At 65.1% G+C, this 12,839-nt stretch carries 9 protein-coding genes; 8 read left to right on the top strand and 1 reads right to left on the bottom strand.

The annotated features are described in order from the left end of the window. From AC1REK_RS16175 to AC1REK_RS16140, 8 genes are all read left to right on the top strand, one after another. Nucleotides 1-792, top strand: coding sequence for an IclR family transcriptional regulator (locus AC1REK_RS16175; protein ID WP_316018423.1), 792 nt, complete (start codon nt 1-3; stop codon nt 790-792). A 30-nt stretch (nt 793-822) separates the two neighbouring features. After that, nucleotides 823-2,001, top strand: coding sequence for an extracellular solute-binding protein (locus tag AC1REK_RS16170; protein ID WP_492269246.1), 1,179 nt, complete (start codon nt 823-825; stop codon nt 1,999-2,001). Then, nucleotides 1,998-3,209, top strand: coding sequence for a CaiB/BaiF CoA transferase family protein (locus AC1REK_RS16165; RefSeq protein ID WP_492269247.1), 1,212 nt, complete (start codon nt 1,998-2,000; stop codon nt 3,207-3,209). Before AC1REK_RS16170 ends, AC1REK_RS16165 begins: the two co-directional genes overlap by 4 nt. Nucleotides 3,210-3,290: 81 nt before the next feature. After that, nucleotides 3,291-4,496 carry a CaiB/BaiF CoA transferase family protein gene (locus AC1REK_RS16160; RefSeq protein ID WP_492269248.1) on the top strand — a complete coding sequence of 402 codons (1,206 nt, stop codon included), beginning with the start codon at nt 3,291-3,293 and terminating at the stop codon, nt 4,494-4,496. 2 nt (nt 4,497-4,498) lie between these two features. After that, nucleotides 4,499-5,278 (top strand): enoyl-CoA hydratase/isomerase family protein, encoded by a 780-nt coding sequence (locus AC1REK_RS16155; RefSeq protein ID WP_492269249.1) that lies wholly within the window; start codon nt 4,499-4,501, stop codon nt 5,276-5,278. 56 nt (nt 5,279-5,334) lie between these two features. Next, nucleotides 5,335-7,134: a CoA-transferase gene (locus AC1REK_RS16150; RefSeq protein ID WP_492269250.1), complete on the top strand. Its 1,800-nt coding sequence runs from the start codon at nt 5,335-5,337 to the stop codon at nt 7,132-7,134. A 981-nt stretch (nt 7,135-8,115) separates the two neighbouring features. Then, nucleotides 8,116-8,340, top strand: a complete 225-nt coding sequence (locus AC1REK_RS16145; RefSeq protein ID WP_492269251.1) for a hypothetical protein — start codon at nt 8,116-8,118, stop codon at nt 8,338-8,340. A 163-nt stretch (nt 8,341-8,503) separates the two neighbouring features. Further along, the gene (locus AC1REK_RS16140; protein WP_492269252.1) at nt 8,504-9,577 is read left to right on the top strand and encodes an ABC transporter ATP-binding protein; all 1,074 of its coding nucleotides are present in this window, start codon (nt 8,504-8,506) and stop codon (nt 9,575-9,577) included. A 123-nt stretch (nt 9,578-9,700) separates the two neighbouring features. Here AC1REK_RS16140 and AC1REK_RS16135 read toward each other — a convergent pair whose 3' ends face one another. Continuing rightward, the gene (locus AC1REK_RS16135) at nt 9,701-12,838 is read right to left on the bottom strand and encodes an efflux RND transporter permease subunit (protein WP_492269253.1); all 3,138 of its coding nucleotides are present in this window, start codon (nt 12,836-12,838) and stop codon (nt 9,701-9,703) included. Nucleotide 12,839: the final 1 nt, after the last annotated feature.

Genomic DNA, 12,839 nt, shown 5'->3' with positions numbered 1-12,839 from the left:
GTGACGACGGAAGCGGTCGAAAAGGACCGGGAAGGCGGGCGCCGGTACGCAGTGCCGGCGCTCGAGAAGGGGCTCGACGTGGTCGAGCTGCTGGCGCGCACGCCCGAAAGCCTCAGCATGAGCGCGGTCGCGACGGCGCTCGACCGTACGGTCAGCGAGCTTTTCCGGGTCATGCAGTGCCTGGAAAGCCGCGCCTATATCGAGCGCGACCCGGAAAGCGATCGCTACCGGCTGTCCATGATGCTGTTCAATCTCGCGCACACCCGCCCTCCGACCAAGGCGCTGGTCTCGGCAGCGACGCCGATCATGGACCGTATCGCGACCTCCACGATGCAGTCCTGCCATCTCTGCGTCATGGACGAACTCAAGATCATGGTCGTGGCACAGGTGAACTCGCCGAGCCCGATGCATTATTCGGTTCGGCTGGGCGCACAGTTCCCGACCTGGGAAACGAGCTCCGGCGTCGTCCTGCTCGCCTACCAGCCGGAAGCGGCGCAGCGCTCGCTGCTCGATCGCATCATGGCAGTGCAATCCGACGTGCCACGCGAGGAGCTCGAGGCGCGTTGTGCCGCGATACGGGCGAGCGGCTGCGAAGTGCGCACCAGCGCCATCGTCAGCGGCGTGACGAACATCACCTACCCGATCTTCGACCATCAGGGCCGGATCGTGGCGGTACTGACCACTCCGTTCCTCCCTCAGGTTCACCTCGACGTCCCCATCGAAGAGGCGTCGGCACTGATGGCCGCAGGCGTTCGCGAGATCTCCAGCGCGCTCGGCCATCGCCCCGACTGAGACTTCCCTCAAAGGCAACAAGACGGAAAAATGACTTCTACTCGCACCATCCGCGGCATCTCCTGGGATCATCCTCGCGGCTTCGACTGTCTGGCGGCGAACGTGCCGGCCTTCGAGGCAGAAAATCCAGGCATAGAGGTCGTCTGGGAACGGCGCAGCCTCAAGCAGTTCGGCGAGCAGCCGATCGACGTTCTGGCCGAGCACTATGATCTCATCGTGCTCGACCATCCCTTCGTCGGTCATGGCTCCGCTTCCGGCTGCCTCGTCGACATCACCCCGATCATCGGCAAGGGCGCCGTCGACGCCATGCTTGCCGACAGCGTCGGCAAGAGCAGCGCCTCCTATCACTGGGAAGGCGGCGTCTATGGCTTGCCGACAGACGCGGCTGCGCAGGTCGCCTCATACCGGCCCGATCTGCTGGCAGGGCTCGGCCGGGACGTGCCGGAGACCTTTGCAGAGACCCTGGCGCTCGCCCGGGCGGCGAAAGACGCCGGCAAGACGATCGTCACGCCGGCTTGTCCGACGGATGCGATGTGCCTTGTTCTGACCTTCACGGCCAATCTCGGGGAACCGCTCGGGGATGAGCCCGGCAGCTTCTGGGACAGGCGGGCTCTGGTCGAAGCCCTTGCCCGCATCGAGGAACTCGTCGAGGCGAGCCATCCCTCGTCGCTCGGCTGGAACCCGATCCAGGCCTATGAGGCGATGTCGACGAGCGACGATATCGCCTACATCCCCTACGCTTTCGGCTATTCCAATTTTTCGCGCCTAGGCGTTGCCAAGCCGATCCTGTTCACCGACGTCGCCGGCCCCGGCCGCGACCCCAAGGCAGGCGCGCTTCTGGGCGGTGCCGGCTGTGCCGTAACCAAGAGCGCCAGGGATTACGAGGCGATCGGGCGCTATCTCCGCTTCGTCCACGATCCCGCCCATCAGCGCGGCGCCTATTTCGACGAAGGCGGCCAGCCCGGTAGCCGTTCAGCCTGGCTCGACCAGCGGGTCAACGAGCAGTCACGGAGCTTTTTCCGCGACACGCTGGAAACGCTGGACAAGTCCTTCCTGCGCCCGCGCTTCCCCGGCTTCCTGCCCTTCTTCGAGGAGGCGGGCGAAATCGTCCACGCGCGCCTGCAAGGCGCCTGCAGCCGCGAGGCCACGATCGACCGGCTCGCGGCGCATTACGACCGCTGCCTCGGCCTGGAGGCGGCGCAGTCGTGAGCGCTCTCGATCATCTGACGGTGCTGGATTTCAGCCATCTTCTCGCAGGGCCCCTGGCGACGCAGATGATGGGCGATCTCGGCGCCGACATCATCAAGGTCGAGCGTGTCGGCGAGGGTGACCTCTATCGGCGCCTTCCGCCGTTCTTCAACACGCGCATCAATGGCGAGAGCCCGCATTTCCTCGCCTGGAACCGCAACAAGCGCTCCCTCGCCTTGGATCTGAAGTCGGCGCAAGCCCGCGACATCATTCTCGAAATGGCCGCGAAGGTCGATGTCGTCGTCGAGAATTTCCGGCCGGGCGTGATGCAGCGGCTCGGGCTCGGATACGAGCAGTTGGCGGCCGTCAACCCGGCGCTCATCTATTGCTCGAGCTCCGGCTATGGCGCGAGCGGCCCGATGTCGGCCCGGCCCGGGCAGGACCTGCTGCTGCAAGGCATCAGCGGGTTCATGAGCGTGACCGGAAGCAAGGATGGGCGACCGACGCCGCTCGGCATCTCCCTGGCCGACCAGCTCTGCTCGTATCACATCGTCTATGCCGTGCTCGCGGCCCTGATCCATCGGATGAAGACCGGCCGCGGCCAAAGGATCGAGGTTGACATGCTGCGCGCCTGCCTTGCGCATCAGGGCCAGGAGTTGCTCTTCGCGCTGACGCTCGGCAAGAGTTTCGAGCGCCCGGCATCGGGCATCGCGCATCCCGGCATGCCCGCCCCGTTCGGTGTCTACCGGACGGCTGATGGCTGGATGACCATTTCGATGAACCCGGTGGACCGCCTGGCCGATGTGCTCGGCCTGCCCGCGCTCGCCTCCTGCAGTGACGAGCGCCTCTGGAACGAGCGGGACGAGGTGCACGCACTGATCGAGGCGAAGACCGCGACCGCGAGCACCGCGCATTGGGTCGAAAGCCTGCTGGCGGCGGGGCTGTGGGCCGGTGAGATCAACAGCCTGCAGGAGGTCGCTTCACTCGAGCAGGCCGAGCATCTGGGTGCTTTCGCCAGCTACGAGCACCCGACGGCCGGCACCGTTCGTACCGTCAACATCCCCGTCGACCTCTCTGAAACACCCGGCGAAATCCGCCGGCCGGCTCCCCGCGTCGGCGAGCACAGCCGCGAGGTGCTCGCCGCCTTCGGCTTCGACGACGACGCCGTCGCGGCCTGGATCGAAGCCGGCGTCGTCGGCGATCTCGAAGGGCATGCGTCCCGGACCTAAGGCAATGAGCGGGAAAGGGAGCAAGACGTCGAACCAGCCCTCCCCGCTTTCCTCCAACTGCTGTTGCGCGTGAGACCAGACATGAACAAGGCCCTAGAAGGCGTCCGCATTCTCGATTTCAGCCATCTGCTGCAGGGGCCGCTTGCGACGCAGATGCTCGGCGACATGGGCGCAGACGTCGTCAAGATCGAGCGCGCCGGCTCGGGCGACATGTTCCGCGGCATGACCTTCTTCGCCAAATGGGTCGGCGGTTCCGAAAGCCCCAACTTCCTCGCCTGGAACCGCAACAAGCGCTCGATCGCGTTCAACCTGAAGAGCCGCAAGGTCCACGCCATCATCATGGAGATGGCCAAGAGCGCCGATGTGGTCGTGCAGAACTTCCGGCCCGGTGTGCTGGCGAAGCTCGGCTACGGCTACGACGACTTCAAGGCCGTCAATCCGCGGATTATCTACTGCTCCGGCTCCGGTTATGGCGAGGAGGGCCCCTATGTCGACCGTCCGGGCCAGGACATGCTGATCCAGGGACTGGCCGGCGTCGTCGCCAACACCGGGCGGGGCGACCAGGCGCCCGTTCCGGCCGGCGCCGGGCTCGCCGACCAGATCGGCGCCATGAACATGGTCTATGGCATCCTGTCGGCGCTCTTTTGGCGCGAGAAAACCGGCAAGGGGCAGAAGATCGAGGTCAATCTGCTGGCCGGCATGCTGGCGCACCTCAATCAGGAATACGTCGCCGTGCTCAATCTCGGCGAGGACTTCGTGCGTCCGAATTCCGGCATCGGCCACCCCGGCATGCAGGCGCCGTTCGGCATCTACGAGACGGCCGACAAGGGTTATGTCTCGATCGCCATGAGCCCGTTCAAGACCCTCTACACCGCGCTCGAAGCGCCGCAGCTCGCACCTTACGACGATCTGGAGACGCTGTTCAGCAAGCGCGACGAGGTCTTCGACAAGGTCAATGCCGAGACTAGGAAGTTCGGGACCGCGGACCTGCTCGCCCGCCTGCTGGCGGCCGACATCTGGTGCGCCGAGGTCAAGGACATCCGGCGCGCCGCGGAGGATCCGCAGGTGACGCATATGGGCATGATCACCTCCTACGATCATCCCCGCGGCGGCAACGTCAAGGTCGTCGCTCCGGCGGTCCGCATGAGCGAAACGCCCGCCCGCATCGAGCGTCCTGCGCCGCTGGTCGGCCAGCATGGTCGCGAGATCCTGGCCGAGTTCGGCTTCTCCAGCGCCGAGATCGCGGCACTCGAGGCGGCTGGCGACATGACCGTGAACGAGGCCTGATCGTGGCGAACTACCAGACGCTCACCGTCGAGCGGAAGGGCCGCGTCGCGCTCGTCACCTTCCGTCGCGCCGACCAGCTCAACGCCATGAACAGGCTGATGCAGGGCGAGATCACCGACGTCTTCGAAACCCTGTCGGGCAGTCCCGAGGTCGGCGCCATCGTCGTCACGGGTGAAGGCCGCGGCTTCATGGCAGGAGCCGACATCAAGGAATATGCGGCGCAGACGGACGATGAGTTCGACGCCTTCCAGGCAGCGGGCACGCGGATGTATGCGGCGATCGAGAGCAACGCCAAGCCGGTGATCGCCGCGGTCAACGGCTTCGCGCTCGGCGGCGGCATGGAGCTGGTGCTGTGCTGCGACATCGTGCTCGCTAACCAGTATGCCAAGTTCGGGCTGCCGGAGATCAAGCTCGGCCTGATCCCCGGCGGGGGCGGCACGCAACGCAGCGTCGCCAAGCTGGGGCGCAACCGCGCCAACATGCTGTTGCTGACCGGCGCGATCGTCCCGGCTTCCGATTTCGTGAGCGCTGGTCTGGTCGCCGAGATCGTCGACGTCGCCGCCTTGCTGCCGCGTGCCCTGGCACTGGCCGAAGCCATCGCCGCCGAGCCTTCGGCCGCGGTCGAAGGGCTGAAGCGGCTGACCGCGCACGCTCTCGCCGGCGACCTCGCCGCAGGGCTCGCCATGGAGCGCGCGCTTGTGGGCGAGCTCTACCGCAGCGAGATCGGCCAGGCCCGCATCCAGGAGTTCGCGCAGAGAAACAGCGGGAAAGCAAAAGCGTAATCCTGCGCCGAACCTCCACCTACGATCCAGCAGTTCCCGGTGAGCAGAACGCCGCAATGACCCGCACATCCCTCGTCAAGCCCAACAAGCCGCTCTTCACAGACCTCGCCGGCCTTGCTGGTCTCGTCCGCGATCACGATGTCTTCGGCGTCGGAGGTCATCATTTTGCGCGCCTTCCGATCGCGCTGATCAAGGCGATCACGGCGCGCGGCACCAAGCGGCTGCGCTATGTTTCATGGGCAGGCGGCCTGCCCCTGGAGCTGCTGCTGGAGGCGGATGCGATTGCCGAAATCGACACCTGTTTTTCCAGCCTCGACATCTTCGGCTTGCCGCCGCGCTTTCGTAAGGCTGCAGAAACGGGGGCCCTCCCAGTCCGTGACTGGACGGCTCTGGCGATGATCCAGGCGCTCCGGGCTGCCCAGCAGAACCTGCCTTCACTGCCGTTCCAGCCACCCGTCGGCTCGGACATGATGGAGCGCGTTCCCGGCGTGAAGCTGGCACCGGACGCGATCGACGGCGAGCCCATGGCTTTCGCCCCCGCTCTGCGGCTCGACACGCTCGTCCTGCACGCCCAGCGGGCGGATGAGAGCGGCAATGTCCAGATCCTTGGGCCGAGGGCGCTGGACGTCGCCATGGCGGGAGCCGCCCGGCAGGTCCTCGTGACTGTCGAGGAGATCGTGCCCGTCGGCGCTCTGGCGCAAGCCGGACGCCAGACGGTGCTCACCCGCAATCAGGTGACCGCCATCGCCCTGGCCCCCGGCGCCGCCTACCCGACCTCCTGCCTGCCATTCTACGTCACCGACTATGCGCGCTTTTCCGAGGCCTTCAGCGATAACGGGCGGCGCCTGTCCGAGAGCCTTTCCGCTCCCGGTGAAGCCGTGCCGGCACAAGTCGTCAACGCCGCGAAGATCGACGCCGCAGCGGTAAGCGCGGTTGCCGACATTCTCGCCAGCCCGGCCCTCCTGCCGACCGCAGCGCCTGCATCCATCGACGAGATCCTCGCCGCGCGCATCGCCGCCGAACTCGGCAATGACAGCTTTGCCAGCGCCGGCGCCGTCTCGCCGCTCGCCAATGTCGCCTATCGGCTGGCCAAGGCGACGCATGCGCCCGGGATGATCATCGCCACGATGAGCTGCGGCCATCTCGACGTCGCGCCCAGCCCGATGATCCTGTCCCTGCTCGAAAGCCTCGACGGCGAAACCGCAGCGGCACATGCCGGCGGCGACGATACCTACTCGACCTATTATCAGGCCGGTGCCGTGACGCATGAGATCGTTGCCGCCGCAAAGGTGGATCGCCGCGGCCGGGTCAATACGATCGCCATCGACAAGCCGTCCGGCGGCGTCATCCGGCTGCCGGGTCAGGGCGGCATGGCCGACGTCGCCAACATGCATCGCGACTACCTGCTCTATGTGCCGCGCCACTCGCCGCTCTCCGTAGTGGACGAGGTCGAGATCGCCAGTTCGGCGCGCGGGCTGCTGACCGAGGCCGAGCGAGTCCCACATGGCTATCGCACCGGCCGATCGCTGGTCTTCACCGATCTCTGCGTCTTCCGCCTCGATGCCGAGACCCGCCAACTCGTCGTTATCGAAACCATGCCGGGCGTAACGCTCGAACAGATCCGTGAGGCGACGGGTTTTCCGATTTCGATCGATCCGGAATGCCGCGCCGTGGCGGCCCCGGATACGGACATGCTGGCGCTCCTGCGCAGCCGTATCGACCCGCTTGGTCTGCGACGCCTCGAATTCGTGAACGCCAAGGGGCGCGCAGCGCTGCTCAACGAGATTTTGGCCCTGGACCGCGAGTTCGTTGACCGCTGCATCCACGGCAGCGGCGCAGCGCAGGCTAGGCGCTGATCATCCGGCGGCTGTCGATGCATTACCGCATGGGGTCTGGGTATAAACCCGGCCCGAGGCCGCGTGTCGAACGTGTCGACGCTGATCATCAGTATCTCGGCCGCAGCCTAGCGTGTGACGAACACGGAAGACATCGGCGAAGCGTCTATGGCTGGTGGACAGGACCTTGGCAGTGATGGCCTGCCGCAATGCTCAACCCGCGGCGATCCTGCAACAGCGAGGGCACCATGGTTCAGCCGGAGACGGCCGGAAGCCAGAGCCGTCCGCCCCGAGAGCCGGCCTGGTAGGTGCCCGGCTCTCGGGTGTCCATGTGATCATCGCATCAAGCGAGTTCCATGCGCAGGCATCCGTGCTGCCACGGGGTCGGGGTCGACCCAGAAGCATCCGGAGCTAACGATCCTCTGGCCCGCCGCGTTTGCGAGTTGCTGACAGTCGCTCTGACGGATGCAGTTGTTGTAGCGGATCTGGTCACCATAGCCTTGCGGCGCTGCGTTGAAATTGCAGCCCGGCCCCCATTCGGCCGTCCCCGCTATCGCAGGCGATGCGATTACCATGCCTAGTAAGCCGACGGCGGCCATGGCTGCGATACCCTGGTTCAGGCGCGGTGCAGGCTGAATCCGGGCGAAACATGCGGTTGTATCAAGCATCGGAATTCTCCGCGGTTGACGAAGCCTACCTCTGCAACGGCATCAACACGTGTCGTGCCGCCTATAGATGGCGTTTCATGCGGACAGCAACAATCAACAAGGCATTGACGTAGAAGTAATTTCACAGAAATTTGCGTAATGTTACGAATATTTAATCCAGAATTAATGCACAATCCATCCAAGCGATAAGATTCTGGAGCGATATTAACTATGAGAAACCTCGTTCTCTTCTGAAATCACGTTGATTTGCATGTCGGCACCGGCCCGAGAGCTGTAACTTGGGGAAGCCAGGCAAGAGAATGCCGGCGCAGAACTCCACCAAAGGAGGTCGATCATGGCCGTTCAGAGGATCTTTCTGGTCGCGGGGCTACTCGCAATGTGGGGGCTGACATTGGAGGCAAAGGCAGCCGAACTCGGCGCCGAAAGCATCGTGCACGAGCAAGCCCAAAGGGCGCGCGCCCTCGCAGAGCAGCGCCAGTATCGCGCCTACCATCAACGCTTCAAGGACTTGGAGCTTCGCCACCCTGCCGCGCCGACCGGCTTGCCGCACCACGGTTAAGGGCTCACATCCTGAAGTCGGGGCCGCCATGGCGGCCCCAGTTCTTCGACGTTCGCCAGTTTGCCGTTGGCCAGCGACCGGTAATTGCTGCCCGCACGACATCGGGACGTGCAACCCGGCATAGCCGCCAGAACGCCCGTCCGCCCGCTGAAGCAGGCACACAATGCGCTGGCCGACCTGCGGACTGGGCGGCCTCAAGATGTGGCAGTCCTCGTTCCATGAGGCTTTCGCCATGAGGCTCTCGCAGTTCATCGCGTCGATAGCGGAGCCCCCTCGCCCTCATGCGCAGGACTGGCCGCTGCCCTCTTCGCTCGCCCGCTTCGTGCTGTGGTCGGGCGGCTGGCATCAGGTCGCGGTTTGTGCCCTTTCAGTTGCGGTCTTCCTGCTCAACGCCGCCCCGATCGAAACGCAGCGTCGCATCATCGACACGGCCGTCCATGCCGGCCGCCTCGCCGCCATCCTGAGGCTCGCCGGCCTGCAATTTGCGATCATTCTGACCTTCGGGTCGGCGAAGCTCGCCATGAACGTCTACCGAGCCTGGCTCGGCGAATGCGCGACCCGGGATCTGCGCCTCGTGGTGACGCGCAAGTTGGAGAACCTGCAGGTCGACGACTTGGCGCTCAGCAACGGCACCGGCCTCGCGATGATCCTCGCGGAAGCCGACGACATCGGCGCCTTCGTCGGTTCAAGCCTCAGCCTTCCGATTGTCGAGATCGGCTTTCTGGCGAGCGTCTTTGCCTATCTCGCCGTCCTCGACCTGAGGATGATGTCAGTCAGCCTTCTGATCCTGACGCCGCAATTCGTGTTCGTGCCGGTGATGCAGCGAGCCATCAACCGCCGCGTGGCACAGCGCACCCGCATTCTGCGGCGCTTCGGCGAAGAAATCCTGTCTCGATCGCGAGCTGAATCCAGCGCGCGCCGCCTCGACGAGGTGTTCACGCTCAACCTCGGCATGTTCGAGACCAAATTTGCTCTCAACTTCCTGATGAACCTGACCTATTCCCTCGGCAGCCTGCTCGTGCTCGGCATTGGCTGCGTGCTGGTCGTCCAAGGTCGGACCGAGATCGCCACCGTCGTCACCTTCCTGTCCGCAACCGGACGGATCGTCGACCCATGGAATGACCTCGTCGACTGGGCCCGAGGTCTCGCATTGACGATCGTCAAGTACCGACTTGTCGCCCAGACCATCGGGGCACCGTCCGGTGGCGTTTCAAGCTTGCCCGCAGCGGCGCGCTGACTCCAGCTGCACTGAACGGCACTGCTGCTGACCGGGTCTAGAATCCAGGGATCTGGCCGAGATCCAACAGCCACTACCCGATTTGTCGACTCGTCTCCGTCGTATCGCGGCTATCAGCCGCTGCTAGCCATCAGTATTCGTCGCCATCCGGCTCCGCTCGTCCATCCCTGCGCCTTCTGCGCGATGCTTCGGAGCAAGCCAGTTCGAGAAGGCGTCGAGATAGAGATAGATCACCGGCGTCGTGAAAAGGGTCAGCAACTGGCTGACGAAGAGGCCGCCGACCATGGCGTAGCCGAGCGGCTGGCGGATTTCCGAACCCGTGCCGTGGCCCAGCATCAGCGGCACGCCGCCGAGGAGAGCGGCCATGGTGGTCATCAGGATCGGGCGAAAGCGCAACAGGCAGGCGCGCCTGATCGCCTCCAGCGAGGACAGGCCCTGGTCGCGCTCGGCTGCGATCGCGAAGTCGATCATCATGATACCGTTCTTCTTCACGATGCCGATCAGCAGGATGAGGCCGATCAGCGCGATCAGGCTGAAATCGAAGCCGAAGAGCAGCAGGATGGCCAACGCTCCGACACCGGCTGAAGGAAGGGTCGAGAGGATGGTGAGCGGGTGGATATAGCTTTCGTAGAGGATGCCGAGGATCAGGTAGACGACGACCAGCGCCGCCGCGATCAGCATCGGCACCGATGCGAGCGAGTCCTGGAAGGCCTGTGCCGTCCCCTGGAAGGACGTCGTGATCGTTGCAGGCAGGTTCATCGCCTGTTCCAGGGCGGCGATCGCTGCGGTCGCCTGGCCCAGTGCGATGCCCGGCGCCAGATTGAAGGAGATCGTCACCGCCGGGAACTGGCCCTGGTGGTTGATCGCCAGCGGCTGCGCCGGGACCGTGCTCCATCTGGCGATGGCCGAGAGCGGCACGTTGCCGCCCGTCGTCGCCGAACGCAGGTAGATCCGGTCGAGCGTCGCGATCTTCTGCTGCAGCGCCGGCAGCACTTCCAGAACCACGTAATAGGTCGAAAGCTGCGTCGCGTAGCTGGCGATCTGGCGTTGCCCGAACGCATCGTAGAGCGTCGCGTCCATGATGTCCGGGGTCAGCCCGTAGCGGGCAGCCTGATCGCGGTCGATCGCCAGGGTCAGGGTGGAGCCAGCCGCCTGCTGGTCGGAGGCGACATCGCGCAGCTCCGGCATCGCCTTCATCCTGTCGAGGAGCTTGGGCGCCCATTCGTTGAGCTGGGCGACGTCGGTGCCCTGCAAGGTGAACTGGAATTGTGTCCGCGAGGACCGGCCGCCGACGCGCACATCCTGCGTCGCCTGAAGATAGAGGCTGGCGCCTTCCAGCGCGCCGGTCTGCGCGCGCAGCCGGCGGATCACAGCGTCGGCCGAGGCCGTACGCTCCTCCCGCGGCTTCAGCGTGATGTACATGGTGCCGTCATTGAGGGTGCCACCCGCCCCGCCCATGCGCATCGCCATGTGATCGACCGCCGGATCCTTGAGCACGATGGCGCCGACGGCCTCCATATGCCTGGCCATGGCTGCGATGGAGGTGTCCTGCGCGGTCTCGATCACGCCGGTGATCAGGCCGGTATCCTGCTGCGGAAAGAAGCCCTTCGGGATGATGACGAACAGATAGACGGTGAGCGCGAGCGTTGCGAAGAACACCATCAGCGTGACGGCGCGAAAGCGCAGCGCCACGTCGAGGCTGCGCTCGTAGGCGCCGAGCAGTGCCTGGAACAGCTTGTCGCTGGCCTGGTAGATCCGGCCGTGATGCACGTCCCGAAGCGGCTTCATGAATCGCGAGGCCATCATCGGCGTCAGGGTCAGCGAGATCACCGCGGAAACCAGGATCGCCATCGCCAGCGTGACTGAGAATTCGCGGAACAGCCGGCCGATGATCCCGCCCATCAGCAGCAGCGGAATCAGCACCGCGACAAGCGAGATCGAGATCGACAGGATGGTGAACCCGATCTCGCTCGCGCCCTTGAGCGCGGCATCCGTCGGCTCCTCGCCCTCCTCGATATAGCGCGTGATGTTCTCCAGCATGACGATGGCGTCGTCGACGACGAAACCGACGGCGATGGTCAGCGCCATCAGTGAGAGGTTGTCGAGGCTGTAGCCGGCGAACCACATCAGAGCGCAGGCGCCGAGCAGGGCGAGCGGCACGGTCAATGACGGGATGATGGTGGCCCAAAGGCTGCGCAGGAAGATGAAGATCACCAGCACCACCAGAGCGACCGTCACCAAGAGCGTGAACTTCACGTCCTTGACCGCGGCGCGGATCGTCTGCGTCCGGTCGGACAGCACCGCGATCTTGATGGCGGGCGAGATGCCGGCGGTCAGGTGCGGCAGAGCCTGCATGACCTTGTCGACCGTAGCGATGACATTGGCCCCGGGCTGCTTGAAGATCACCAGGAAGACGCCGCGCTTGCCATCGGCCCAGCCGGCTTGCGTATCGTCGAGCGGGGCGCTGACCGCCTGCCCGATGTCGCGCACGCGCACAGGATTGCCGTCGCGATAGGCGATGATGACGTCGTTCCAGTCCTTGGCGTCGGTGAGCTGGTCATTGGCGTAGATCGTATACGAGCGTGCGACGCCGCTGATCGTGCCTTTCGGGCTGTTGACCGTCGTCACGGAGAGCGGCGCGCGCACATCCTCCAGGGATAGTCCACGGGCGGCCAGTTTCGCCGGATCGACCTGGATGCGGATCGAGGGCGTTTGCTGGCCGCCGACACTGACCTGGCCGACGCCGCCAATCTGGCTGATCGCCTGGGCGAGCTTGGTCAGGGCCTCGTCGGAGACCTGAGTGAGCGGCAAGGTCTCGGAGGTGGCGCTGAGCAGCAGGATCGGCGCGTCGGCCGGATTGACTTTGCGATAGGTCGGTGGGCTCGGCAGGTTCTTGGGGAGCTGGCCGGAGGCCGCGTTGATGGCGGCGAGCACATCGGCGCCGGCGCCGTCGATATTGCGCGAGAGCTCGAACTGGAGGGTGATCTGGGTCGAATTGGCCTGGCTCGACGACGTCATCTCCGCAACGCCCGGGATCAGCGCGAATTGGGACTCCAGCGGTTGCGCGACCGTCGCGGCCATGGTGGCCGGATCGGCGCCGGGCAGGTTGGCGGAGACCTGGATCGTGGGGAAATCCACCTCCGGCAAGGGCGCCACCGGCAATTGCGGGTAGGCGACGAGCCCGACGAGCAGGAGGCCGGCCATCAACAGCGACGTGGCGATCGGAAAGCGGATGAAGGGTGTGGAGATGCTGCTGGCCATG

This window comes from Allobosea sp. GW823-FHT02B03 (assembly GCF_058797755.1).
The sequence above is the reverse complement of the archived record's forward strand: the minus strand, read 5'-3'. Positions and strand labels throughout refer to the sequence as shown.

What these genes read in the sequence shown, in the direction of transcription:
- AC1REK_RS16135 (WP_492269253.1), bottom strand. Translation starts at nt 12,838, where the DNA reads ATGGCCAGCAGCATCTCCACACCCTTCATCCGCTTTCCGATCGCCACG.
- AC1REK_RS16170 (WP_492269246.1), top strand. Translation starts at nt 823, where the DNA reads ATGACTTCTACTCGCACCATCCGCGGCATCTCCTGGGATCATCCTCGC.
- AC1REK_RS16150 (WP_492269250.1), top strand. Translation starts at nt 5,335, where the DNA reads ATGACCCGCACATCCCTCGTCAAGCCCAACAAGCCGCTCTTCACAGAC.
- AC1REK_RS16160 (WP_492269248.1), top strand. Translation starts at nt 3,291, where the DNA reads ATGAACAAGGCCCTAGAAGGCGTCCGCATTCTCGATTTCAGCCATCTG.
- AC1REK_RS16140 (WP_492269252.1), top strand. Translation starts at nt 8,504, where the DNA reads ATGCGCTGGCCGACCTGCGGACTGGGCGGCCTCAAGATGTGGCAGTCC.
- AC1REK_RS16145 (WP_492269251.1), top strand. Translation starts at nt 8,116, where the DNA reads ATGGCCGTTCAGAGGATCTTTCTGGTCGCGGGGCTACTCGCAATGTGG.